This is a genomic window from Bacteroides bouchesdurhonensis (assembly GCF_900155865.1).
GTDB lineage: Bacteria > Bacteroidota > Bacteroidia > Bacteroidales > Bacteroidaceae > Bacteroides > Bacteroides bouchesdurhonensis.
On the sequence record NZ_LT707006.1, the window covers coordinates 1,569,685 to 1,595,932 of the forward strand.

19 protein-coding genes, 1 tRNA gene and 2 rRNA genes are annotated in these 26,248 nt (G+C 39.8%); 19 read left to right on the forward strand and 3 right to left on the reverse strand.

Annotation, left to right across the window (positions count from 1 at the left end; genetic code table 11):
- From CZ225_RS06285 to leuB, 9 genes are all read left to right on the forward strand, one after another.
- Nucleotides 1–74, forward strand: a tRNA-Ala gene (locus CZ225_RS06285).
- Between the two features lie 164 nt (nt 75–238).
- Nucleotides 239–3,120, forward strand: a 23S ribosomal RNA gene (locus tag CZ225_RS06290).
- An 84-nt stretch (nt 3,121–3,204) separates the two neighbouring features.
- A 5S ribosomal RNA gene (gene rrf, locus CZ225_RS06295) occupies nt 3,205–3,315 on the forward strand.
- Nucleotides 3,316–3,435: 120 nt separating this feature from the next.
- Nucleotides 3,436–3,729: a hypothetical protein gene (locus CZ225_RS06300; protein WP_077153403.1), complete on the forward strand. Its 294-nt coding sequence runs from the start codon at nt 3,436–3,438 to the stop codon at nt 3,727–3,729.
- 398 nt (nt 3,730–4,127) lie between these two features.
- Entirely contained in the window at nt 4,128–5,624 is a 1,497-nt protein-coding gene (locus CZ225_RS06305) for a 2-isopropylmalate synthase (RefSeq protein WP_077153404.1), read from the forward strand.
- A gap of 47 nt (nt 5,625–5,671) precedes the next feature.
- The gene (gene leuC, locus CZ225_RS06310; RefSeq protein WP_077153405.1) at nt 5,672–7,066 is read left to right on the forward strand and encodes a 3-isopropylmalate dehydratase large subunit; all 1,395 of its coding nucleotides are present in this window, start codon (nt 5,672–5,674) and stop codon (nt 7,064–7,066) included.
- A gap of 28 nt (nt 7,067–7,094) precedes the next feature.
- Nucleotides 7,095–7,694: a 3-isopropylmalate dehydratase small subunit gene (gene leuD / locus CZ225_RS06315; RefSeq protein ID WP_077153406.1), complete on the forward strand. Its 600-nt coding sequence runs from the start codon at nt 7,095–7,097 to the stop codon at nt 7,692–7,694.
- The gene (locus CZ225_RS06320) at nt 7,670–9,202 is read left to right on the forward strand and encodes an alpha-isopropylmalate synthase regulatory domain-containing protein (protein WP_077153407.1); all 1,533 of its coding nucleotides are present in this window, start codon (nt 7,670–7,672) and stop codon (nt 9,200–9,202) included. The genes leuD and CZ225_RS06320 overlap by 25 nt, the downstream gene beginning before the upstream one ends.
- A gap of 63 nt (nt 9,203–9,265) precedes the next feature.
- A complete protein-coding gene (gene leuB, locus CZ225_RS06325) occupies nt 9,266–10,327 on the forward strand; it encodes a 3-isopropylmalate dehydrogenase (protein WP_077153408.1) in 1,062 nt (353 codons plus the stop codon).
- A gap of 78 nt (nt 10,328–10,405) precedes the next feature.
- On the opposite strand, the gene CZ225_RS06330 is transcribed toward leuB, so the two are convergent.
- Nucleotides 10,406–11,086 carry a phosphatase PAP2 family protein gene (locus CZ225_RS06330; RefSeq protein WP_077153409.1) on the reverse strand — a complete coding sequence of 227 codons (681 nt, stop codon included), beginning with the start codon at nt 11,084–11,086 and terminating at the stop codon, nt 10,406–10,408.
- Between the two features lie 37 nt (nt 11,087–11,123).
- The gene (locus CZ225_RS06335; RefSeq protein WP_083714709.1) at nt 11,124–12,959 is read right to left on the reverse strand and encodes an LTA synthase family protein; all 1,836 of its coding nucleotides are present in this window, start codon (nt 12,957–12,959) and stop codon (nt 11,124–11,126) included.
- A gap of 88 nt (nt 12,960–13,047) precedes the next feature.
- Between CZ225_RS06335 and cysK the strand changes: the two genes are divergently transcribed.
- Complete coding sequence (gene cysK, locus CZ225_RS06340) at nt 13,048–13,995, forward strand: cysteine synthase A (RefSeq protein ID WP_077153410.1); 948 nt, start codon at nt 13,048–13,050, stop codon at nt 13,993–13,995.
- A 94-nt stretch (nt 13,996–14,089) separates the two neighbouring features.
- Nucleotides 14,090–14,935, forward strand: a complete 846-nt coding sequence (locus CZ225_RS06345) for a tetratricopeptide repeat protein (RefSeq protein WP_077153411.1) — start codon at nt 14,090–14,092, stop codon at nt 14,933–14,935.
- 79 nt (nt 14,936–15,014) lie between these two features.
- Here CZ225_RS06345 and recQ read toward each other — a convergent pair whose 3' ends face one another.
- Entirely contained in the window at nt 15,015–16,826 is a 1,812-nt protein-coding gene (gene recQ / locus CZ225_RS06350) for a DNA helicase RecQ (RefSeq protein ID WP_077155724.1), read from the reverse strand.
- Nucleotides 16,827–17,094: 268 nt separating this feature from the next.
- Here recQ and CZ225_RS06355 point away from each other — a divergent pair, with 268 nt between their 5' ends.
- The 8 genes from CZ225_RS06355 (at nt 17,095) to CZ225_RS06390 (ending at nt 26,147) form a co-directional block, all read left to right on the forward strand.
- Nucleotides 17,095–17,559 carry a helix-turn-helix domain-containing protein gene (locus tag CZ225_RS06355; protein ID WP_025075983.1) on the forward strand — a complete coding sequence of 155 codons (465 nt, stop codon included), beginning with the start codon at nt 17,095–17,097 and terminating at the stop codon, nt 17,557–17,559.
- A gap of 93 nt (nt 17,560–17,652) precedes the next feature.
- Nucleotides 17,653–19,701, forward strand: coding sequence for a dipeptidyl-peptidase 3 family protein (locus CZ225_RS06360; RefSeq protein WP_200800564.1), 2,049 nt, complete (start codon nt 17,653–17,655; stop codon nt 19,699–19,701).
- A 3-nt stretch (nt 19,702–19,704) separates the two neighbouring features.
- Entirely contained in the window at nt 19,705–20,367 is a 663-nt protein-coding gene (locus tag CZ225_RS06365) for a DNA alkylation repair protein (RefSeq protein WP_077153413.1), read from the forward strand.
- A 111-nt stretch (nt 20,368–20,478) separates the two neighbouring features.
- Nucleotides 20,479–20,967: a Fur family transcriptional regulator gene (locus CZ225_RS06370; protein ID WP_025075980.1), complete on the forward strand. Its 489-nt coding sequence runs from the start codon at nt 20,479–20,481 to the stop codon at nt 20,965–20,967.
- Nucleotides 20,964–22,235 (forward strand): adenylosuccinate synthase, encoded by a 1,272-nt coding sequence (locus CZ225_RS06375; RefSeq protein ID WP_077153414.1) that lies wholly within the window; start codon nt 20,964–20,966, stop codon nt 22,233–22,235. Before CZ225_RS06370 ends, CZ225_RS06375 begins: the two co-directional genes overlap by 4 nt.
- 92 nt (nt 22,236–22,327) lie before the next feature.
- Nucleotides 22,328–23,632: an alpha-L-fucosidase gene (locus tag CZ225_RS06380; RefSeq protein WP_077153415.1), complete on the forward strand. Its 1,305-nt coding sequence runs from the start codon at nt 22,328–22,330 to the stop codon at nt 23,630–23,632.
- Nucleotides 23,633–23,752: 120 nt separating this feature from the next.
- Nucleotides 23,753–24,433 (forward strand): zinc metallopeptidase, encoded by a 681-nt coding sequence (locus CZ225_RS06385; protein ID WP_077153416.1) that lies wholly within the window; start codon nt 23,753–23,755, stop codon nt 24,431–24,433.
- 112 nt (nt 24,434–24,545) lie between these two features.
- Nucleotides 24,546–26,147 carry a glycosyl hydrolase family 28 protein gene (locus CZ225_RS06390; protein ID WP_077153417.1) on the forward strand — a complete coding sequence of 534 codons (1,602 nt, stop codon included), beginning with the start codon at nt 24,546–24,548 and terminating at the stop codon, nt 26,145–26,147.
- Nucleotides 26,148–26,248: the final 101 nt, after the last annotated feature.

The following is a 26,248-nucleotide window of genomic DNA, read 5'->3' on the forward strand; positions in this document are numbered from 1 at the left end:
GGGGGATTAGCTCAGCTGGCTAGAGCATCTGCCTTGCACGCAGAGGGTCAACGGTTCGAATCCGTTATTCTCCACGATCTCTGAAACAGAGAAACGATCTTTGACATGATGAAACAAAAAGTAAAATTTAGTAAAGAGCTAAAAGTATATATCGAACCGCACGTTTTAAGTACCGCGATATTGAGTATTCCGGGGTAATACCCTATACTTGATACCTGATACTTAAAGGTCAGTTTGAAAGAAAGTAAATAAGGGCGCATGGCGGATGCCTTGGCTCTCGGAGGCGATGAAGGACGTGATAAGCTGCGATAAGCTCTGGGTAGGTGCAAATAACCTTTGATCCAGAGATTTCCGAATGGGACAACCCGGCATTCTGAAGGAATGTCATCCATCCTAGATGGAAGCTAACGCAGGGAACTGAAACATCTTAGTACCTGCAGGAACAGAAAATAATAATGATTCCCCTAGTAGTGGCGAGCGAACGGGGAATAGCCCAAACCACCCATGTTACGGCATGTGTGGGGTTGTAGGACCACGATGTCGCAAGACATTTGACGAGTAGAACCCTCTGGAAAGCGGGACCATAGACGGTGATAGTCCTGTATACGAAGTCAAATTAAGCGTAGTGGTATCCTGAGTAGCGCGGGACACGAGAAATCTTGCGTGAATCCGCCGGGACCATCCGGTAAGGCTAAATACTCCCGAGAGACCGATAGCGAACCAGTACTGTGAAGGAAAGGTGAAAAGCACTTCGAACAGAAGAGTGAAATAGTCCCTGAAACCATGCGCCTACAAGCGGTCGGAGCTTTTTAAGAAGTGACGGCGTGCCTTTTGCATAATGAACCTACGAGTTACTTTTTCCGGCAAGGTTAAGCATCTTGAGATGCGCAGCCGAAGCGAAAGCGAGTCTTAACAGGGCGTCCAGTCGGAAGGAGTAGACGCGAAACCAAGTGATCTACCCTTGACCAGGTTGAAGGCTAGGTAACACTAGCTGGAGGACCGAACCAATAAGCGTTGAAAAGCTTCTGGATGAGTTGAGGGTGGGGGTGAAAGGCTAATCAAACTTGGAGATAGCTCGTACTCCCCGAAATGCATTTAGGTGCAGCCTTGTGAGTTACTAATGTGAGGTAGAGCGACTGATAAGATGCGAGGGCTTCACCGCCTATCAAGTCTTGACAAACTCCGAATGCGCATTAGTCCCATCACAGGAGTGAGGGCATGGGTGCTAAGGTCCATGTCCTAAAGGAGAAGAATCCAGACCATCAGCTAAGGTCCCCAAATAAACACTAAGTTGAACTAACGAAGTCAGATTGCTAAGACAGCTAGGATGTTGGCTTGGAAGCAGCCATTCATTTAAAGAGTGCGTAACAGCTCACTAGTCGAGGAGTTTGGCGTGGATAATAATCGGGCATCAAGTGTTTTACCGAAGCTATGGGATCAGCAATGATCGGTAGGGGAGCATTCCACTCGGCGTCGAAGGTGAAGCGTGAGCTTTGCTGGAGCGTGTGGAAAAGCAAATGTAGGTATAAGTAACGATAAAGGGGGTGAGAAACCCCCTCGCCGAAAGACTAAGGTTTCCTGATCAACGCTAATCGGATCAGGGTTAGTCGGGTCCTAAGGCTCAGCCGAACGGTGATGCCGATGGCAGAACAGGTTAATATTCCTGTACTACCTTAAGGAGTGACGTGGAGACGGAGGCGTGACAACGCCGCGGACTGACGGAATAGTCCGTTGAAGGGTGTAGATGTTGATTGTCCCAGGCAAATCCGGGACAAGAGTCGAACCTGATAGTATGGAGCGTTCTTCGGAACAATCCAATAGCGCGTGTAATCATACTCCCAAGAAAATCCGCTAAACTTCATCCTTGAGGTACCCGTACCGCAAACGGACACACGTAGTCGGGTTGAATATACTAAGGCGCTTGAGTGATTCACGGTTAAGGAACTAGGCAAATTGACCCTGTAACTTCGGGATAAAGGGTCCCAGCTGCGAGGCTGGGCGCAGAGAATAGGTCCAGGCAACTGTTTAACAAAAACACAGGGCTGTGCCAAATCGAAAGATTCCGTATACAGCCTGACACCTGCCCGGTGCTGGAAGGTTAAGAGGAGAGCTTATCGCAAGAGAAGGTTTGAATTGAAGCCCCAGTAAACGGCGGCCGTAACTATAACGGTCCTAAGGTAGCGAAATTCCTTGTCGGGTAAGTTCCGACCTGCACGAATGGTGTAATGATCTGGACACTGTCTCAACCGTGAGCTCAGTGAAATTGTAGTATCGGTGAAGATGCCGATTACCCGCGATGGGACGAAAAGACCCCGTGAACCTTTACTATAGCTTAACATTGAATTTGGGTAATTGATGTGTAGGATAGGCCGGAGACATTGAAGCGCAGACGCCAGTTTGTGCGGAGTCGCTGTTGAAATACGGCCCTTTGGTTATTTGAGTTCTAACTCGTGTATTCGAGGACACTGTTTGGTGGGTAGTTTGACTGGGGTGGTCGCCTCCAAAAGCGTAACGGAGGCTTCTAAAGGTGCCCTCAGGACGATTGGTAACCGTCCGCAGAGTGTAATGGCATAAGGGTGCTTGACTGGGAGACTAACAAGTCGATCAGGTAGGAAACTAGAGCATAGTGATCCGGTGTTTCCGTATGGAAGGGACATCGCTCAAAGGATAAAAGGTACTCCGGGGATAACAGGCTGATCCCTCCCAAGAGCTCATATCGACGGAGGGGTTTGGCACCTCGATGTCGGCTCGTCACATCCTGGGGCTGGAGAAGGTCCCAAGGGTTGGGCTGTTCGCCCATTAAAGTGGCACGCGAGCTGGGTTCAGAACGTCGTGAGACAGTTCGGTCTCTATCTATCGTGGGCGTATGAAATTTGCGTGGCTCTGACACTAGTACGAGAGGACCGTGTTGGACTGACCTCTGGTTTACCGGTTGTGCCGCCAGGTGCATTGCCGGGTATCTAAGTCGGGATTGGATAAGTGCTGAAAGCATCTAAGTACGAAGCCAGCCACAAGATTAGATTTCTTAGGGTCGTCAAAGACGATGACGTTGATAGGATGCAGGTGTACAGGTGGTAACATCTTAGCCGAGCATTACTAATTGCCCGTGTACTTTCTTTCCATTGCCGGTTGGTATATACGTTTAGCGGAATAATGTTTGCTTGATTTTTACTTTTCATCATGTCATAACCTTATTGAATTCATTCAGGTGGTTATAGCACGAGGGTTCCACCTCTTCCCATTCCGAACAGAGAAGTTAAGCCTCGTCACGCCGATGGTACTGCGTAACAGTGGGAGAGTAGGTAACCGCCGTTTTGGAAGAAGCCCCTTGAGTCAACAGATTCAAGGGGCTTTCTGTTTTTTGGTACTTTAGAAAAGATGTGTTATATTTGCGACTGATAATTCTATATTAAACGTTTAAAGCAAATCAAAAGTATGAAGATTAAATTATTCCTAGCTGCTGTGGCAGTAACATTTTCCTTTGCTATGATGTCTTGTTCTGGTAATAAAGCAGCTAATAGTACTTCTGAAACTGAAGTAACAGATTCTATTACAGTTGTAGAATCTGCTGTATGTACTCAAGCTGATTCTTGCTGTCAAAAGACAGATTCCTGTGCTACTTCTTGTGATAAGAAGGCTAATTGCGATAAAACCAACTGTGATAAAAAGGCTGATTGTGACAAGAAAGCTGATTGCTTAGAAAAAAAAGCATGTTGCGATAAGAAGTAATTTATTGGTTTAGAATGATAAGGCTGGAGGATATAGAGTAATCAAACACTCTGTGTCCTCTTTTTATTTTATGAAGAATAGAAAACGACTAGTAATATATTCTTTTTTATATTTGGCTTTAGCTTATGAAATGAAATTATTTTCGATAAAAAAGTAACGTATTATTTGGTAGTTAAGAAATAATCTCTACCTTTGCATCGTCAAACAATAAAAAGACAATAAAATGAATCAGATGTTTATACATATTCTACTGTGTGGTATTATTATTCTACTATCAAAGTTTAGTGGAAGTGAGTGCTGCGCGTAAAAGTGTATAATGAAAATATACGAAAGCCTTTCTCACTTCCACGTGTGAAAGGCTTTTTTTTGGTGCTAATAATTATATAAATCATAAGAAGATGGACAATAGGTTATTTATTTTCGATACCACCCTTCGTGATGGTGAACAGGTTCCGGGATGCCAATTGAATACAGTAGAGAAGATTCAGGTAGCTAAGGCATTGGAATCTCTGGGTGTAGATGTGATTGAAGCGGGTTTTCCTATCTCCAGCCCAGGAGATTTTAATTCAGTGATAGAGATTTCCAAAGCGGTGACATGGCCTACTATCTGTGCTTTGACCCGGTCGGTTCAAAAGGATATTGATGTTGCTGTAGATGCGTTGAGATTTGCTAAACATAAGCGTATTCATACAGGTATCGGTACTTCAGATTCTCATATCAAATATAAATTTAATTCAAATCGCGAAGAGATTATTGAACGTGCGGTAGCTGCGGTGAAGTACGCGCGTCGATTTGTAGATGATGTTGAGTTTTATGCGGAAGATGCAGGACGTACGGAGAATGAATATTTAGCGCGAGTAATTGAAGCAGTTATTAAAGCTGGTGCAACAGTAGTGAATATCCCGGATACAACCGGTTATTGCTTACCGTCAGAATATGGTGCTAAAATTAAATATTTGATTGACCATGTGGATGGTATCGATAAGGCAATTATTTCTACCCATTGTCACAATGACTTAGGTATGGCAACAGCTAATACAATAGCGGGGGTTCTGAATGGTGCTCGCCAGGTGGAGGTTACTATTAATGGCATTGGCGAACGTGCAGGGAATACTGCTCTTGAGGAAATAGCAATGATTATCAAGAGTCATCATGAAATTGATATTCAAACAAATATCAATACTCAGAAGATTTATCCGACTAGCCGTATGGTATCTAGTTTGATGAATATGCCGGTACAACCCAATAAAGCGATAGTTGGACGAAATGCTTTTGCACATTCATCTGGAATTCATCAAGATGGCGTGTTGAAGAACGTGCAAACTTATGAGATTATTGATCCTCATGAGGTAGGTATTGATGATAACTCAATTGTATTGACTGCCCGTAGCGGACGTGCTGCTTTGAAAAACCGTCTGTCTGTTTTGGGAGTTAAATTAGAGCAAGATAACTTAGATAAGGTATACGAGGACTTTTTGAAATTAGCTGATAAGAAAAAAGATATTAATGATGATGATATTCTAGTATTAGCAGGTGCGGATCGTACTCAAAATCACCGTATTAAATTAGATTACTTGCAGGTGACTAGTGGAGTTGGTGTCCGTTCGGTTGCTAGTCTGGGATTGAATATTTCCGGAGAAAAGTTTGAAGCTTGTGCTAGTGGAAATGGTCCTGTAGATGCTGCGATCAAAGCTTTGAAAAAGATAGTAGACCGTCACATGACGCTGAAAGAATTTACTATTCAAGCCATTAGTAAAGGAAGTGATGATGTTGGTAAAGTACATATGCAGGTAGAATATGATAATCAAATGTATTATGGCTTTGGAGCTAATACAGATATTATAGCAGCATCTGTAGAAGCTTATATTGATTGCATCAATAAATTTAGAAATTAAAAGAGAGAATAAAATTCAATTCTAACTTGCAAAATTATAAGATATAAATGAATACATTATTTGATAAAATATGGGATGATCACGTGGTTACTACTGTGAAAGATGGTCCTACACAGCTTTATATTGATCGGCTTTATTGCCATGAAGTGACTAGTCCGCAAGCTTTTTCCGGTCTGCGCGAACGAGGAATCGGAGTGTTACGTCCGGATAAAGTGTTCTGTATGCCGGACCATAATACACCGACGCATGATCAGGATAAACCGATCGAAGATCAGGTATCCAAGACTCAGGTAGATACACTAACGAAGAATGCCAAAGATTTTGGTCTGACACATTATGGCATGATGCATCCGAAAAATGGAATTATCCATGTAGTAGGACCGGAACGTGCTTTGACTCTTCCGGGTATGACAATTGTTTGTGGTGACTCTCATACTTCAACTCATGGTGCAATGGGAGCAATTGCTTTCGGTATCGGCACTAGTGAAGTGGAAATGGTATTGGCTTCTCAGTGTATTCTTCAGTCAAGACCGAAAACAATGCGTATTACTGTAGATGGAGAATTAGGAAAAGGAGTAACTGCAAAAGATGTAGCACTTTATATGATGTCTAAGATGACTACTAGTGGCGCAACTGGTTATTTTGTTGAATATGCGGGTTCGGCTATTCGTAACCTGACAATGGAAGGACGTCTAACTCTCTGTAATCTTTCTATCGAAATGGGTGCACGTGGTGGTATGATTGCTCCGGATGAAGTGACTTTTGAATATATCAAAGGTCGTGAAAATGCTCCTACAGGCAAAGAATGGGAGACAGCAGTGGAATACTGGAAGACATTGAAGAGTGAGGATGACGCTGTATTTGATAAAGAAGTTCGATTTGACGCAGCTGATATTGAACCAATGATTACTTATGGTACTAATCCGGGAATGGGTATGGGAATCACACAGCATATCCCTACAATGGAAGGATTGGGAGAAGCAGCTCAGGTTTCTTTCAAGAAATCTCTGGATTATATGGGGTTCCAACCGGGTGAGTCTTTGTTAGGTAAAAAGATTGACTATGTATTTCTTGGGGCTTGTACCAATGGGCGCATTGAAGACTTTCGTGCTTTTGCTTCCATTGTAGAAGGACGCAAAAAAGCAGATAATGTAGTTGCGTGGCTTGTTCCGGGATCGTGGATGGTAGATGCGCAAATTCGTAAGGAAGGTATTGATAAGATTCTGGCAGAAGCTGGATTTGCAATTCGTCAGCCGGGATGTTCTGCCTGTCTGGCTATGAATGATGATAAGGTTCCGGCCGGTAAATATTCTGTTTCTACTAGTAATCGTAACTTTGAAGGGCGTCAGGGACCAGGAGCACGTACTTTGCTGGCTAGCCCGTTGGTAGCTGCCGCTGCTGCGGTGACAGGAGTTATAACCGATCCGAGAGAATTTATTTAATTGATAATGGGATAATAGATAATTGGAAATGAAAGCAAAATTTGATATAATAACAAGTACTTGTGTACCATTGCCTTTGGAGAATGTGGATACAGACCAGATTATTCCGGCGCGTTTCCTGAAAGCAACTACTCGTGAAGAGAAATTTTTCGGAGATAATTTGTTTCGTGATTGGCGGTATAATGCAGATGGTTCTTTGAATAAGGATTTTGTGCTGAATGATCCTACATATAGTGGACAAATATTGGTTACCGGAAAGAATTTCGGTTCAGGTTCCAGTCGTGAACATGCAGCTTGGGCGATTGCCGGATATGGATTTCGGGTAGTAGTATCTAGTTTCTTTGCAGATATTCATAAGAATAATGAGTTGAATAATTTTGTACTTCCGGTCGTTGTTTCGGAAGAATTCTTGCAAGAATTGTTCGACTCTATTTATGCAAATCCCAAAATGGAGGTGGAAGTGAATCTTCCTGAGCAAACTATCACCAATAAAGCGACAGGTAAAAGCGAGAACTTTGAAATCAATGCTTATAAGAAACATTGCCTGATGAATGGATTGGATGATATTGATTTCTTGTTAAGTAATAAAAATAAGATAGAACAATGGGAAAAGAAAGCGTCAAGATAGAGATCATGGACACAACGCTCCGCGATGGTGAACAGACTAGCGGGGTGTCCTTTGTGCCTCATGAGAAACTAATGATCGCTCGTTTGCTATTGGAAGACTTAAAGGTGGACCGGGTGGAGGTTGCTTCAGCACGTGTGTCGGACGGCGAGTTTGAAGCTGTGAAGATGATATGCGATTGGGCAGCTCGCCGGAATCTGCTTCATAAAGTAGAAGTACTGGGGTTTGTAGATGGCGGTACTTCGGTTGATTGGATACAACGTACCGGTTGTCGCGTTATCAATTTGTTATGTAAAGGTTCGTTGAAGCACTGTACACAACAATTGAAAAAAAGCCCTGAAGAACATATTGCCGATATTATCAATATAGTGCATTATGCCGATGAACAGGATATTGCTGTAAATGTCTATCTGGAAGATTGGAGTAATGGTATGAAAGATTCTTCCGAATATGTATTTCAGTTGATGGATGGATTGAAAGGTTCCAATATCAAACGGTATATGTTGCCGGATACATTAGGTATTTTGAATCCTCTACAAGTGATTGAGTATATGCGGAAAATGAAGAAACGTTATCCGGATACTCATTTTGATTTTCATGCGCATAATGATTATGATTTGGCCGTAAGCAATGTGTTGGCAGCTGTGCTGAGTGGAGTGAAAGGATTGCATACGACGATTAATGGTTTGGGTGAGCGGGCAGGTAATGCTCCTTTGGCTAGTGTACAAGCTATTCTGAAAGATCATTTTAATGCGCTGACTAATATTGATGAAAGCCGTTTAAATGATGTTAGTCGGGTAGTAGAGTCTTATTCCGGTATTGTAATTCCTGCCAATAAGCCGATTGTAGGTGAGAATGTCTTTACGCAAGTTGCAGGTGTTCATGCAGATGGTGATAATAAGAATAATCTTTATTGTAATGATTTGTTGCCCGAACGTTTTGGCCGTAAACGTGAGTATGCATTAGGTAAAACAAGTGGTAAGGCTAATATCCGTAAAAATCTGGAAGATTTGGGATTGGATTTGGACGAGGATTCTATGCGTAAAGTGACGGAACGCATTATTGAACTGGGGGATAAAAAAGAATTGGTAACTCAGGAGGATCTGCCATATATCGTTTCGGATGTGTTAAAGCATGGGGTTGAAGGTGATAAAGTGAAACTAAAGAGTTATATTGTGAACCTTGCTAATGGTTTGAAGCCGATGGCAACTCTGAAAATTGAGATCAATGGCAAAGAATTTGAAGAAAGTTCAAGCGGTGATGGACAGTATGACGCTTTTGTACGTGCTTTGCGCAAAGTATATAAGGTGACTTTGGGACGTAAATTCCCGATGCTGACGAATTATGCCGTTACTATTCCTCCTGGTGGACGTACAGATGCATTTGTGCAGACTGTCATTACTTGGAGCTATGAGGACCGGGTATTTCGTACCCGTGGTCTGGATGCTGACCAGACCGAGGCCGCCATTAAAGCGACAATGAAGATGCTGAATATTATTGAAAATGAATAGATGAGAGGCTGTTTTTTTGAAGAATGTTTTTTATAAGTATATAAATAGAAAGAATTAATAATTATGGATTTTAAAATTGCTGTATTAGCAGGCGATGGTATCGGACCGGAAATCTCCGTACAGGGAGTGGATGTTATGAGTGCCGTTTGCGAGAAGTTTGGTCACAAAGTAAGTTACGAATATACAATCTGTGGTGCAGATGCTATAGATAAAGTCGGTGATCCGTTTCCGGAAAAAACATTCCAGGTTTGTAAGGATGCAGATGCAGTTTTGTTTTCTGCTGTAGGTGATCCGAAGTTTGACAATGATCCTACTGCAAAAGTTCGTCCGGAACAAGGATTGCTTGCTATGCGTAAGAAGCTGGGGTTGTTTGCTAATATCCGTCCCGTACAAACGTTTAAATGCCTGATTCATAAATCTCCGTTGCGTGCGGAATTAGTAGAGAATGCCGATTTTATCTGTATTCGTGAATTGACCGGAGGCATGTATTTCGGTGAGAAATATCAGGATAATGATAAAGCTTATGATACGAATTTCTATACTCGTCCGGAAATTGAGCGTATCTTGAAAGTCGGTTTTGAATATGCGATGAAACGTAGAAAGCACTTAACAGTTGTAGATAAGGCGAATGTGTTGGCTTCTTCTCGTTTGTGGCGTCAGATTGCACAGGAAATGGCCCCGAATTATCCGGAAGTGACCACAGATTATATGTATGTGGATAATGCTGCTATGCGTATGATTCAAGAACCTGCATTCTTTGATGTGATGGTAACTGAAAATACATTTGGTGATATTTTGACTGACGAGGGTTCTGTGATCAGTGGTTCCATGGGTTTACTTCCTTCTGCTTCTACTGGAGAAAGTACTCCTGTATTTGAACCGATTCATGGTTCGTGGCCTCAGGCTAAAGGACTGAATATTGCTAATCCGTTAGCTCAGATCCTTTCTGTGGCTATGTTATTTGAGTACTTTGATTGCAAGGAAGAGGGAGCTTTGATTCGTAAAGCAGTAGATGCTTCTTTGGATGAGAATGTACGTACTCCGGAAATTCAAGTAGCTGGGGGGGCTAAGTATGGAACAAAAGAGGTTGGTCAGTGGATTGTTGAGTACATTAAGAAAGCTTGATAATATATTGCTTATATAATGAAAAGCCTGGTGTAAAAGTGATACCAGGCTTTTTTATTGTTGATTCTAAAGGTTTCTTCAACTTTGAATAATTGAATAAATGATGATACCAAGTGTCGTCAGTAGTCCGACATAAATAATCATTTCTGTTTGTCGCATCTTTATATTGGAAGATTTGGTGATCAAATCTAGAAGAACAGCTAGTTTATGGAAAATAAAGTAGAGCATCCATCCCCCGAATCCTCCGATAATGGCTCCCACTATTAAATCCCCGGGATAATGTAATCCTAAATATAGACGGGTATAAGAATTGGAGAGTGCCCATAGGACGATAAAGATATTCAGCCAGCGTTTACGAAATAAACAAATCAGGAATATCGCAAGTCCGAATGAATTGGCTGCGTGGCAGGAAGGAAATCCGAAACCACCTCCATGTTTCCCATTTACAATATAGACTAGGTCAGCGATTGGGCTTTCCGGATTGGAAGGACGCAGGCGACCTACTAACGGACGGATGAGACTATTACACATCTGGTCTGCAAATGTGATAGTCAGAGCAATAGCCACTACATAACAAATGGCAACTTTCCAATGGAAGTTTTTTAGTAGTACATATAGTATAGTGGCATACATTGGTACCCATATTACTTTCCCGGTAAAAGCACTCATGAAATAATCCCAGAACGGCGAGTGTATACCATTAAAGAATAAAAGTACATTAGTATCTATATCAGATAGACTTTGAATTATTTCATTCATATAATATAAAATGTATTATAAGAAAAATGATATTGGTTTATCGTTTTGCTAAATCATCATAGAGCTTTTGGAGAAATGCTTTCCCTTTTTCCAAATTGGCTCCTTTTGCTGTACCCTCATCTACCTGTATTGTATTTGCATCCAAATTGAATACCAATTGATTTTCGGGAGTAACCATACCAAACAGAGATGGTTCTGTAAAATACCCAAAATGAGGAGAGGACGGATTCAGAATATTCTTGCTGAAAGTGAATTCATCGTGTGGCAATCCAAGTTGGGAAAGCAAAGTTGCAGCAATGTCTATTTGAGAAGCATAAGTATTTATGGTCTGTGGCTCTTTAATTGCTCCACCGATCATAATGAGTGGAATAGTATGTCCTTCCAATGGATTATCTATTGGACGAGGATATCCTCCCAAGTGGTCAGGAACAAGTACGATTAACGTATTCTTCCACATCGGAGTTTCCTTATATTGTTTTACGAAATCTCCCACACAACTATCGGCATAAGCAAAAGCATTGAGCACTTTATCCTCTAAACGGTGAAATGGTACTTCAAAAGGCTCGTGACTGCTGGATGTTTGTACGATCTTAAAGAATGGTTCTTTGGGCTGTTCTTCTGTCAGGTCTTTCAGAAAACGTTGGAATAATGTATGATCTTGTGCTCCCCATTTACCTGCACGCTCAGATAAAGGGAAATCTTTCTCAGAAATGATCTTCTCAATACCGGCAGAAACCAGATAAGAACGCATATTAGTGAAATCAGCATCTCCACCGTAATAGTATTCCAAATCGTATCCGGCATTTCTTAGTGTACGAGGAATAGAAGGAAGGTTTTCCGTTTTTTCAGGATACTTCATAATGCTGGTACTTGGTTGAGCAGGATATCCACTAATGATAGATACCAGACCACGGTCAGTACGAAAACTATTGGCATAGAAATTAGTGAATAATATCCCTTCTTTACCTAATTTATCTAGATTGACAGCAACGTTTGGTTGTCCTTCGAAAGACTCCATTAGGTGAGTAGAAAAACTTTCCAGGATGATGAAGATGATATTTGGGCGTTGTGTATCAAGTAACTGAGGAATACTATCTGTAGCTAATGCTGGTTTCTCTATTATTTGGGAAAATAGTTCATCAGCTTTTTTAGGATCCATTAAACGGTATTGTTTATCAAAGTTGTTTTGATGGATAGCGGAATACATGAAACTGAATGCGGGATTGATTGCCGCATGGTTTATACGTTGGTTTGGGCTGAAATAAACTTTGCTCAGATTCATGGTTGATACAGAAAAACCGCCGCGAATAGGGATAAAAAGAACTGCTATTAGTAAAAGGAGTACTAAAGATACATTTTGTCTGTGATAAGGAATTTTTAAAGGTTTCTTTTCACGAATGAGTGTGAAATAGAAAATTCCATAAAGAATGGCAGCATAGATCAGCATGGTTAATAAACCTAGTAATATAAACCAGATACTTACACTGGCTATGGCGTCTTTGGGAGAGGTAAAGAAATAGAAAATGGGAGTGGCGTCCAGACGGAATCCCCAAAAACCGTATAATCCTAAATCAACAATAAAAATTGAAGCCATAATAAAAGCGATGAAACCAAAATACCATTGTCGGATACGACGGAGTATGTATGAGTCGGTCCAGGCGGAGACTATCAGTAATAGTCCGGGAATTGCGGTCAGGTATCCTGCCAAGGAAAGATCTAATGGTAATCCGTGCCACATGACACTGAAATAATCGCTCCAGGAAGCGTCAGTATAGAGTTCATGGTAATAACCCATGAATAAAGGTTTTTGTATAACAAACAAAAGAACAAACAAAAAATAAGTCGTGAGAAATTGCAGGATTCTCTTTTTCATATCTATAAACTTAAAAAGATTGAACGGAGACAAAGGTACAATTCTTTTCTGTATCTTTGCACATCAACCGAATAAAACGAGGTGAACGATGCCAAAAATTGCGAAGAAATTGACAGATTTAGTGGGAAATACTCCCTTGATGGAGCTTTCAGGCTATAGCCGGAAGCATGATCTGAAACAGAATTTAATTGCTAAGTTGGAAGCTTTCAATCCGGCTGGAAGTGTGAAAGACAGGGTGGCTTTGTCTATGATCGAGGATGCGGAGGCGCGTGGAATGTTAAAACCTGGTGCGACTATTATTGAACCGACAAGCGGAAATACAGGAGTAGGTTTGGCAATGGTAGCTACTATTAAAGGTTACCATTTGATATTAACTATGCCTGAGACAATGAGTCTCGAACGTCGGAATTTGTTAAAAGCATTAGGGGCGCAGATTGTTTTAACGGACGGTTTGGGAGGAATGGCTGCTTCTATTGCTAAAGCTCAGGAGTTGCGTGATAGTATTCCTGATTCGGTAATTCTGCAACAATTTGAGAACCCTTCTAATGCGATTGTTCATGAAAAGACTACCGGTGAAGAAATTTGGCGGGATACTGACGGTGAAGTGGCAGCATTTGTTGCAGGAGTTGGTACAGGAGGCACTGTGTGTGGAGTTGCTCGTGCCTTAAAAAAACATAACCCGGATATTTATATTGTTGCAGTAGAACCTGCGTCATCTCCAGTTTTAGTTGGTGGTCAAGCAGAACCACATCGAATTCAGGGTATCGGTGCAAATTTTATCCCGAAGCTTTATGACGCTTCTATTGTTGATGAAGTTATAGGGGTACCAGACGATGAAGCGATTCGTGCAGGTCGAGAATTGGCTGCTACTGAAGGCTTGCTAGCAGGAATTTCTTCAGGAGCGGCAGTTTATGCTGCTCGTCAATTGGCGACACGTCCGGAATTTAAGAACAAAAAAATCGTAGTATTGTTACCTGATACAGGAGAGCGTTATCTTTCAACTGAGTTGTTTGCATTTGACGTGTATCCGTTGTAGTGATCGTGTTTTGTCTCTTCTTTTGATATGATAGAGGAGAACGTGTTTTAATTAATATGATTAATTGATGAAAAATATTTTGAGTAAGGATAAGATGGAGGTAACTGCATTTTCATTCTTTTTGAAAGGGGGTATCCTTTTATTGCTTTTTTTGTTTCCGTTTACTTTACATGCACAAACTTATCAACAGTTGTCGGAGAGAGCAATAGAGTGCATAGAAAAAGATAGTCTTCATCAGGCAAAAGACTTATTAGTGCAGGCTTTAAAACTGGATCCGAAGAATGAAAAGAATGCAATGCTTTTTTCTAATCTGGGATTAGTACAACGTCGTTTGGGGGAATTTGACAAGGCACTTGAATCTTATACATTTGCTTTGAATTTTGCCCCGTTATCAGTACCTATTTTGTTGGATCGTGCTGCGATTTATTTAGAGATGGGCAAAACTGATCGTGCTTATACTGATTATTGTCAAGTACTTGATGAAGATAAAAAGAATAAGGAAGCACTATTGATGCGTGCTTATATTTATGTTCTTCGTCGGGATTATCCTTCGGCGCGAATAGATTATAATCGTTTGTTAGAAATTGATCCGTCGAGTTATAGCGGGCGACTTGGCTTGGCGACTTTGGAGCAGAAAGAAGGCAAGTTCAAAGAGGCACTTGATATTTTGAATAAGATGATTGTAGAGACTCCTAATGACGCTATCTTATATATTGCTCGTGCTGATGTGGAACATGAGATGGGGCATGATGATTTAGCGTTGGTGGATTTGGATGAAGCTATACGCTTAGATGCGTCTTTAGCAGATGCTTATTTACTGCGTGGTAGTATTTATCTGGTTCAGAAAAAGAAATCATTGGCGAAGTCTAACTTTGAAAAGGCGATTTCATTAGGAGTGCCCCAGTCGGATTTGCATGAGCAATTACAGCAGTGCCGATAATCTTCTTTTATTTTTCTTGATTCTCCTACTTATTCTTTATTGGGACGAAGAGTAGAAGCTCATTTAACTAATGTAGCTATTAGGTATTGTCTACGAATTGTTTAATTAAGGTTATGAAATCTTTCCCATATTTTTTCTTTTTATATTTTCCAATACCACTGATAGCTCCAAACTCTTCAATGGTGGTGGGGCGAGAGATACTGAGGAGGTGGAGCACTTTATCCGATAATACAATGTAAGCAGGAAGTGCTTCTTGATCTGCCAATTGTTTTCGTAAGCCACGGAGTGCTTCGAAAAGATCTTCATTTTTTGCGCTTGGTAGTCCGAAAGAGAATTCTTTGGAGATTGTATCTTTTTTCTTTTTTCCTTTGATTGCTGTTTCTTCTCGATGGATGACTGTTAGGGTAGCTTTAGCTCTGCCAAAGAGTATGTCGGTACCACTTAAAGAAATTTTTAAATGATTGTTTTCATTGTAGGCGATCTCAAAATAACCTAATTGTAACATTTGTAAGAGATAGTCTTGCCAGTCCCGGACAGGAATATCTCTTCCGGCACCAAATGTTTTTAGTTCTTGGTAACCTTTTCCGGTAACTTCAGTAGAATAGTTGCCACGTAGAATGTCAATCAGTAATCCGGTTCCAATTTGTTGGTTAGTACGAACAATAGCACTTAATGCTTTCTGGACGATGATCGTGCCATCGAATCTTTCAGGGGGATTCTTACAAACATCACAGTTCCCACAATCTTTTGTTGTCGTTTCTCCGAAATAATTTAGTAGAATTCTTCTTCGGCAAATGTCTGCTTCGGCATATTGTTGCATTCGCTGAAGTTTTTCCAGGTTAATAGTTTGTTGATTACTTTCGGTTGCAAACCTAGTGAGCAGGATTAGGTCTCCTATTGAATAAAATAGGATAGTATCACTTGGCAAACCATCACGTCCCGCACGACCTATTTCTTGATAAAAGCTTTCGATGCTTTTAGGGAGATTATTGTGAATGACCCAACGGACATTGGATTTGTCAATTCCCATACCAAAGGCTATCGTAGCGCATACTACTTGAATACGGTCGTTGATGAAATCGTCTTGGGTTTTATCTCGTTGTTGTGGAGATAATCCTGCATGATAAACACCACAACGGATCCCTTGTCTTTGTATCATCTGAGCAATAGTCTCTGTTTTATTACGACTCATGCAATAAATAATTCCACTCTCTCCATTGTGGCGGTTTATAAATTCAAGGATCGCTTTGTTTTTCTCTTTTGCCTGAAAACCACGTTTTACCGTTAGACTGATGTTAGGACGGTCGAAAGATGAAATGAAAGTGCGTGGATTGATAAGATGAAGTTGGCGAATAATGTCTTCCCGCGTAATTTTATCAGCTGTTGCTGTCAATGCAATAATTGGAATTTGGGGGAATTGCTGATGAATTATTCCCATTTGTGCATATTCTGGTCGAAAATCATGTCCCCACTGTGAAATACAGTGTGCTTCGTCAATGGCAAATAAAGAGATGTTCATGTCCCGTAACAGATAGTCTTTTTCTGTTACCAGTTTCTCCGGAGAAATATAAAGTAGTTTCAATCGTCCATCAATACAAGCACGACGCAGGTTAGCATTTTCTGTTTCATCATTATTACTATTCAGTGCTCCGGCTGCAATCCCGTTAGATTGTAATGCTTCTACCTGATCTTTCATCAATGAGATGAGTGGTGAGACTACTATAGCAGTGCCTTCGCTTAGTAAGGCAGGTAACTGATAACAAATAGATTTCCCTCCCCCGGTAGGCATTAGTACCAAAGCATCCTGTTTGTTTAGAATATGGTGGATAATCTCTTCTTGTAAAGGACGGAAATTATCGTATCCGAAATATGTTTTTAAAATATCTTTCATCAATGAATCTATTAAACTTTGTTGCAAAGATACATTTTCTTTAGTATACTTTATCATGTCTCGATTTCTGTTCAAGAATAAATTCGCAAAGGGTTAAAGTTTCTTATTATTTTGCCATATTTACACGATTTCAGGCTTTTTGATTGTTTAAGTAGAAAAAAATGCACAAAATAATTGTGTATTTAAAAAAAAAGTAAGACATTTGTAACATACAATGTTGCGAATGGGCAATATTAATTAATGAACAAACCCCTAACCAGTTAATTCGATGAGTGATTTAGAAAAAAAAGCAACGGAGGAAACTCCTAAAAAACGCCCTTATAACTTAAGGGAAAAGAAAGAAAAGAAAGCTGCGTATAGATCTTTGATTAGACCGGAATTAGCAGATGAGTTGTATGACAAGATTCTGAATATTGTAGTTGTTCAGAAGAAGTACAAAGACCCTGATTACTCTGCGAAAGATCTAGCTAAAGAGCTTAAAACAAATACACGCTATCTTTCTGCAGTGGTAAATTCTCGTTTTGGCATGAACTATTCTTGTTTGTTGAATGAGTACAGAGTGAAAGACGCATTGCACTTATTGACTGACAAACGTTATGCTGACAAGAATGTAGAGGAAATCAGTGCAATGGTTGGCTTTGCAAATCGTCAATCTTTTTACGCTGCATTTTACAAGAATGTAGGTGAAACTCCTAACGGATATCGCAAGAGACATACAGATAGCAAAAAGTAATTGCATATTCCGAAACTGAATAAAAGGAATTACCCCTGAATGAGAGTTTAGGGATAATTCCTTTTTCTCTTTTTACATTGATCAATACTAGTTATTATGAAACATCTTATATCAATAGCCATAGCCTCGACACTTTTAGTGTCTTGTGGAGGAACTAAAATAACAACTGCTAAAATAGATAAATTTGATTATACAGTGGAACAATTTGCAGATTTACAGATATTGCGGTACAAGGCTTCCGGATTTGAGGACTTGTCACTGAGACAAAAAGAGTTGATTTATTATTTGACACAAGCTGCTTTGGAAGGACGGGATATTCTGTTTGACCAGAACGGAAAGTATAACCTGAGAATTCGTCGGATGCTTGAAGCTGTGTATATGAACTATCAAGGCGATAAGGAAACTTCTGATTTCAAAAATATGGAAGTGTATCTTAAACGAGTATGGTTCTCTAATGGTATTCATCATCATTATGGTATGGAAAAGTTTGTACCGAATTTTTCAAAGGAGTTTCTAAAACAAGCTGTGCTTAGTATTGATGCTTCTTTGCTTCCGTTGGCAGAAGGACAAACAGCCGAACAGCTTTGCAACGAATTATTTCCTGTTATTTTTGATCCAACTATAATGCCAAAGCGGGTGAATCAGGCTGACGGTGAAGACTTGGTACTTACTTCCGCATGTAACTATTACGATGGTGTAACACAGAAAGAAGCAGAAGATTTTTATAATGCTTTGAAAGATCCGAAAAATGAAACACCGGTTTCTTATGGCTTGAATAGTCGGTTGGCTAAAGAGAATGGAAAGATCCAAGAAAAAGTGTGGAAAGTAGGTGGACTCTATACACAAGCGATTGAAAAAATTGTTTTTTGGCTGAAGAAAGCAGAAGCTGTTGCTGAAAACAATGCTCAGAAAGCTGTAATCAGTAAGCTGATTCAGTTCTATGAAACAGGTAGCTTGGAGGACTTTGATGAATATGCTATTCTATGGGTGAAAGACTTGGATTCACGAATTGATTTTGTGAATGGTTTCACTGAGAGTTACGGTGATCCTTTAGGTATGAAAGCTAGTTGGGAGTCCTTAGTGAACTTTAAGGATTTGGAAGCTACACATCGTACGGAAACTATAAGTAGTAATGCCCAATGGTTTGAAGATCATTCTCCGGTAGATAAGTCTTTCAAAAAGGATAAAGTTAAAGGTGTATCTGCGAAAGTAATTACTGCTGCTATACTTGCCGGTGATTTGTATCCATCTACGGCTATCGGTATCAATCTTCCGAATGCCAACTGGATTCGTGCCCATCATGGATCGAAATCAGTAACTATTGGGAACATTACTGATGCTTATAACAAAGCTGCTCATGGTAATGGTTTCAATGAAGAATTTGCTTACAGTGATGCGGAAGTTCAGTTGATAGATAGATATGGCGACCTGACTGATGAATTACATACCGACTTACATGAATGTTTGGGACATGGTTCCGGTAAGTTGCTTCCGGGTGTGGATCCGGATGCTCTGAAAGCATATGGCTCTACCATTGAAGAAGCTCGTGCTGATTTGTTTGGTTTGTATTATGTAGCTGATCCGAAACTGGTAGAGTTGAAGCTTGTGCCGGATGCAGATGCTTATAAAGCTGAGTATTATAAATATTTGATGAATGGTCTGATGACACAGCTGGTGCGTATCGAACCGGGTAATAATATTGAGGAGGCTCATATGCGTAACCGCCAGTTGATTGCTCGTTGGGTATTCGAGAAAGGAAAAACTGATAAAGTAGTGGAAATGGTGAAGAAGGATGGAAAAACTTATGTGGTGATCAATGATTATCAAAAGGTACGGGAACTTTTTGGAGAATTATTGGCCGAAATACAGCGTATAAAGTCTACTGGTGATTTTGAAGGAGCTCGTAATATCGTTGAGAATTATGCAGTGAAAGTCGATCCGGTTCTTCATTCAGAAATCTTAGAGCGTTATAAGAAATTGAATCTAGCTCCTTATAAAGGATTTGTGAATCCTAAATATGAATTGGTAACTGATGATAATGGCAATATCACAGATGTTACTGTATCTTATGACGAAGGTTATGTAGAACAAATGTTGCGTTATAGTAAGGAGTATTCTCCACTGCCTTCAATAAACAATTAAAAAATGGATGTTAAAGAACAATTGAAAGATATCAAAACACAACTCCGTCTCTCTATGAACGGAGCTGTGTCTCAAAGTATGCGTGAGAAGGGATTAGTGTATAAACTTAATTTTGGTGTAGAACTTCCACGTATCAAGATGATTGCTGATGGTTACGAGAAAAACCATGATCTGGCGCAGGCGTTATGGAAAGAGAATATTCGTGAATGCAAGATTCTGGCTGCGATGTTACAACCTATCGATACCTTTTATCCGGAAATTGCTGATATTTGGGTAGAAGACATTCAAAATATTGAAATAGCAGAATTAACCTGCATGAATCTGTTTCAGCATTTACCGTATGCACCTGCAAAATCATTTCATTGGATAGCCGATGAACGGGAATATGTGCAGACTTGCGGCTTTTTGACCGTTGCCCGTCTTTTGATGAAGAAAGGAGATATGACGGAAAGAGTTGCCGGAGAATTACTTGATCAGGCTATATGTGCTGTTCATTCAGATAGTTATCATGTACGAAACGCTGCGATGTTAGCTATTCGCAAATATATGCAACATAGCGAAGAGCATGCTTTTCAGGTGTGCCGTTTGGTGGAAGGAATGGCAGATTCTTCTATTGAAGCAGAGCAGATGTTGTATTATATGGTGAAAGATGAATTGGGTGAGTGATAGTTTCTTTGATGTTTAACTCATAAATTATCCTTCATACAAATATCGCAGAAAATCTTTTGCTTTCCGCAAAAAAGGCTTAACTTTGTTCGCGCTAATTTTGTGCTGATGATGGAAACTCAAAATGTGAAAGATACGGTACGGCAGATATTCACCGAATATCTTACTGTAAACGGGCATCGTAAGACTCCCGAACGTTACGCCATACTCGAAACTATTTACTCCATCGAAGGACATTTCGATATTGATATGCTCTATTCACGAATGATGGATCAGGAAAATTTTCGGGTGAGTCGGGCAACTCTTTACAATACTATTATTCTGCTTATCAATGCGCGGCTAGTTATCAAGCATCAGTTTGGAACTTCCTCTCAATATGAAAAATCATATAATCGTGAAACGCATCATCATCAGATATGTACCCAATGTGGTAAAGTGACTGAGTTTCAAAATGAGGAATTACAGCATGCCATTGAGAATACGAAGTTAAGCCGCTTTCAACTTTCTCATTACTCCTTATATATATATGGATTGTGTAGTAAATGCGACAGAGCGAATAAGCGAAAAAAAGTAAATAACAACAATAAAAAAGAAAAATGAAAGTAGATGTTCTATTAGGGTTACAATGGGGCGACGAAGGTAAAGGAAAAGTAGTCGATGTATTAACACCTAAGTATGATGTGGTTGCTCGTTTCCAAGGCGGTCCGAATGCAGGTCATACACTTGAGTTCGAAGGACAAAAATATGTACTTCGTTCCATCCCTTCCGGTATTTTTCAGGGTGATAAAGTAAACATTATTGGTAATGGTGTAGTACTTGATCCGGCACTGTTCAAAGCCGAAGCTGAGGCTCTTGAAGCATCTGGACACCCATTAAAAGAACGCTTGCATATTTCAAAGAAAGCTCACCTTATTCTTCCGACACATCGTATTCTGGATGCAGCTTATGAAGCAGCTAAAGGGGATGCGAAAGTGGGTACTACTGGTAAGGGCATTGGTCCTACTTATACGGATAAAGTAAGCCGTAATGGCGTTCGTGTAGGGGATATCCTTCATAACTTTGAACAGAAATATGCAGCTGCAAAAGCTCGCCATGAGCAAATACTGAAGGATTTGGATTATGAATATGACCTGACTGAGCTTGAAAAAGCATGGATGGAAGGTATTGAATATTTGAAACAATTCCATCTTGTGGACAGTGAACATGAAATCAATAAACTGTTGAACGAGGGAAAGAGTGTACTTTGTGAAGGGGCTCAGGGAACTATGTTAGATGTAGATTTCGGTTCTTATCCATTCGTTACTTCTTCTAATACTATATGTGCCGGTGCTTGTACAGGTTTAGGACTGGGTCCTAATCGTATCGGTGAGGTATATGGCATTTTCAAAGCATATTGTACACGTGTGGGTGCAGGTCCTTTCCCAACAGAATTATTTGACGAGACTGGAGATAAAATAGGCGCGCTAGGACATGAGTTTGGTGCAGTGACAGGTCGTAAACGTCGTTGTGGTTGGATTGACTTAGTAGCATTGAAATATTCAGTAATGATCAATGGTGTTACTAAACTGATCATGATGAAGAGTGATGTGCTTGATACGTTCGATACTATCAAAGCGTGTGTAGCTTATAAATTGAATGGTGAGGAAATTGATTATTTCCCTTATGATATCACAGAAGGTGTAGAACCTATATTAGCTGAACTTCCTGGTTGGAAAACAGATATGACTAAGATGCAGAGTGAGGATGAGTTTCCGGAAGAATTTAATGCTTATCTGAACTTTTTAGAAGAACAACTTGGAGTACAAATCAAGATTGTTTCTGTTGGACCTGATAGGGCTCAAACAATTGAACGTTATACTGAAGAATAAAAAATAGTTCTATAATTTTTTGGAGAAAGGCGGAGGTATAAAAGCTCCGCTTTTTTTATTTATTGTTTTAATTCTTATTTTAATAATGCCTTATGAAAACACATCTTATTTCTTTTCTATTGTTATTAGGTATGAGTTTAGGGATATCTGCTCAGCCTTCTTATCAACCTTCTCAGGAGAATTTAAAAGCACGTCAGGAGTTTCAGGATAGTAAATTTGGTATTTTCCTTCATTGGGGGTTGTATGCCATGCTTGCTACCGGTGAGTGGACAATGACAAACAATAATCTGAATTATAAAGAGTATGCCAAACTGGCAGGTGGCTTTTACCCATCGAAATTTGATGCGGAGAAGTGGGTGGCAGCTATTAAAGCTTCGGGAGCAAAGTATATTTGTTTCACTAGTCGTCATCATGAAGGCTTTTCAATGTTCGATACGAAATATTCTGATTTTAATGTAGTCAAGGCTACTCCTTTTAAGAGAGATATTATAAAAGAATTAGCTGCTGCTTGTGCTAAACAAGGGATCAAACTTCATTTTTACTACTCTCATCTTGATTGGTCGCGAGAAGACTATCCGTGGGGACGTACAGGGCGTGGTACTGGTCGTCCAAATGCGCAAGGTGATTGGAAAAGCTATTATCAGTTTATGAATAATCAGCTGACAGAATTACTGACGAATTATGGACCGGTAGGTGCTATTTGGTTTGATGGATGGTGGGATCAGGATCAGAATCCAAGCTTTGATTGGGAACTTCCGGAACAATATGCATTAATTCATAAACTTCAACCGGGATGTTTGGTTGGCAATAATCATCATCAAGTACCTTTTCAAGGTGAAGACATTCAGATTTTTGAGCGTGATCTGCCTGGAGAGAATACAGCTGGACTTTCCGGACAGGATGTTAGCCAATTGCCATTGGAAACTTGTGAGACAATGAATGGAATGTGGGGATATAAAATTACTGATCAGAATTATAAATCTACTAAAACATTGATTCACTATTTGGTAAAAGCTGCTGGTAGGAATGCAAACCTTTTGATGAATATCGGTCCTCAACCGAATGGGGAACTTCCGGAGGTGGCTGTACAACGGTTGAAAGAAATAGGTGATTGGATGAATCAGTATAGTGAAACTATTTATGGGACAAGAGGTGGTATCATTGTTCCTCAAGACTGGGGAGTTACCACACAGAAGGGAGATAAATTATATGTGCATATCCTTGATTTGAAGAATAAGACGCTATTCTTACCTCTAACTAATAAAAAGGTCAAGAAAGCCGTTTTATTTAAGGATAAATCTCCAGTTCGATTTACCAAAACGAAAGAAGGTGTTTCGCTCGAACTATCAGAGGTTCCGGGGGATGTTGATTACATTGTTGAACTTACAATTGACTAATTTTTAGATAATTCTTCCTAAAAGCAGGGGAAAACTATTCTTACATTGATCGTTTACTCTTATTTTTGGCAAACTATTTGTTTATATAATATTGAGTAATAATTTTAAAAAGAATAAAGTATGATTTCACCTTGGGTATTATTTATTGGAATTGCTGTTGTCAGCTGGCTAGTACAGATGAATTTGCAAAACAAGTTCAAGAAGTATTCAAAGATACCTACCGGAAACGGGATGACAGGCCGTGATGTGGCTTTGAAGATGTTACACGACAATGGAATTTATGATGTAAAAGTGACACATACTCCCGGACAATTGACCGATCATTATAATCCTGCCAATAAGACAGTGAATTTGAGTGAAGGAGTATATGAGAGCAATAGTATTATGGCTGCTGCAGTAGCAGCACACGAATGTGGACATGCTGTTCAGCATGCCCGAATGTATGCTCCCTTAAAGATGCGTAGTGCATTAGTTCCGATTGTGAATTTTTCATCTTCTATTGTTACGTGGGTTTTATTAGCTGGAATTTTGATGCTTAAAACTTTCCCTGAATTATTGTGGATTGGCATTATTTTGTTTGCTACGACAACCTTATTTAGTTTTATCACTTTGCCGGTAGAAATAAATGCTAGTAAACGTGCGCTCGTTTGGTTGAATTCATCTGGTATAACCAACTCATACAATCATTCACAGGCGGAAGATGCTCTTCGTTCAGCTGCTTATACCTATGTAGTAGCTGCCTTGGGTTCATTAGCAACATTGATTTATTATGTTATGATTGCAATGGGAAGAAGAGATTAATCTCCTTCTCTCCAATATAATGAGCGCTTCCATAGTCTTTTATAGTTGCTACGGAAGCGTTTATTGTTTTCGGGAATATTATCTGGACTAATCTAGGATTATGAACGTATGTATGAAAACTCTGAACTTTCATTTTTGTGTATTATATGTATTTGTAGCATTTCTTTCTTTGAATTGCGTTTATGCACAAAACTTATTCGGTCAGTGGAATCGTTGTAATGTAGGCGGGCAAGATTCTATAGATATAAAGAATGTTTTCCGGACGTATTCGGTTCCGGAAGATTACCCTTACATGGAGGAAGAATCGCCATTTAATGTTTCTGTGAACCATTCTTATGTAGGGATTTATACTGATAAAAATTTCTGTGGAAAGTGTGTGAGCTTTGCCTCTTTTGATTTTAAAGATGGTGAAGAAGTCGAAATAGAAATAACCTTTAAAGATTCAATCCACTCTTTTGAGGTCTTACCTAAGAATACAATATTTACAAGTTTAAGACAATCTTCTGTTAATGGCATTTGCTTGAAACTAAAGAAGGCTGACCAGCCATTAACATTAGTAATTAATGATGAGTATCAGGGAGACGTGCTTCATTTGTATTGTAACAGCATAGATTCTGCAGTCCCTTCTGTTTCAGATGCTAGTGGCTACTCATACGATTCAATGCAAAAACTTTATTATTTCGGACCTGGTTTTCATAGATTGGCTAATTATTTCCCTAATGGAACACTCTCGATTTCCGGAGATCAAAAGATATATGTGTCCGGAGGTGCTGTACTTGAAGGACAGTTGAGAGTGAGCAATGGTAAAGGTGCGAAAATCTATGGGCGTGGTATGGTGATGAATGCAAAACCGGAGATTGTACTTTCGATAGATAACTCTCTTGGAAGTTGTAATGTAGAAGGCATTATTATTCATGGACATAGAGCACAATGTTGGTGTACTACAATGTCAAAAAGTTCAAATATCAATTTTTCAAACGTAAAAGTGCTAAGTACCCGTTATGCGTGTACAGATGGTATTGATATTATTAATTGCTCGGATTGTGAGTTTGACAATGTATTTGTGAGGAGTTGTGATGATGCCATAGCTATTAAAGGACTGGCTCCGGAAACGCAGGTCCCAGCTGATTGCCTCCCCAATAAAAACCTTATATTCCGGAAGATGCAATTGTGGAATGATTGTAATAATGCCTTTGGTATAGGAGCTGAAACACGTGCTTCCGTATATGAAAACATACAATTACTGGATAGTGAAATTCTCTATTCGTACGATGACCCACATCATCATACGGAACTTGACGAACGTTCTGCTATGAATATTTGTGCATTGCAAGGTACTTATTTAAAAAATATACTTTTTCAAAATATACGAGTAAACAGGTGTGAAAGATTGATTGGTATGGGGTTTAAAAATGATTTTTGGTTTGGCTCGATTCAAGGGAATCAAAGTTATTGTGGAGGGATTGATAATGTGATTTTTCGTAATGTTACCTGTGAGAAAAATAGTGGAAGCTCTATTGCGAACGAAATTTGGCTCTATGGTTGGCAAAAAGAAGGCACTCCGCAAAAGAAGCTTACCAACATCCTTTTTGATAATGTGCGGATAGAAGGTCATTTATTAAAAGACGATCACTATTCAGGTTTCCGGACGAATAATGTTACTGGGAATACACTGGTCAATTATCGTTTTATTAATACATATTTGAATCAATAATAAATTCTTTTAATGAGCCAGAAGTAAAATGAACTATCATTTAAAGAAGTGAAACCGATGGATCTCTTTTGCTGCATCAAAGGAGAGATTCTCTGCTACGC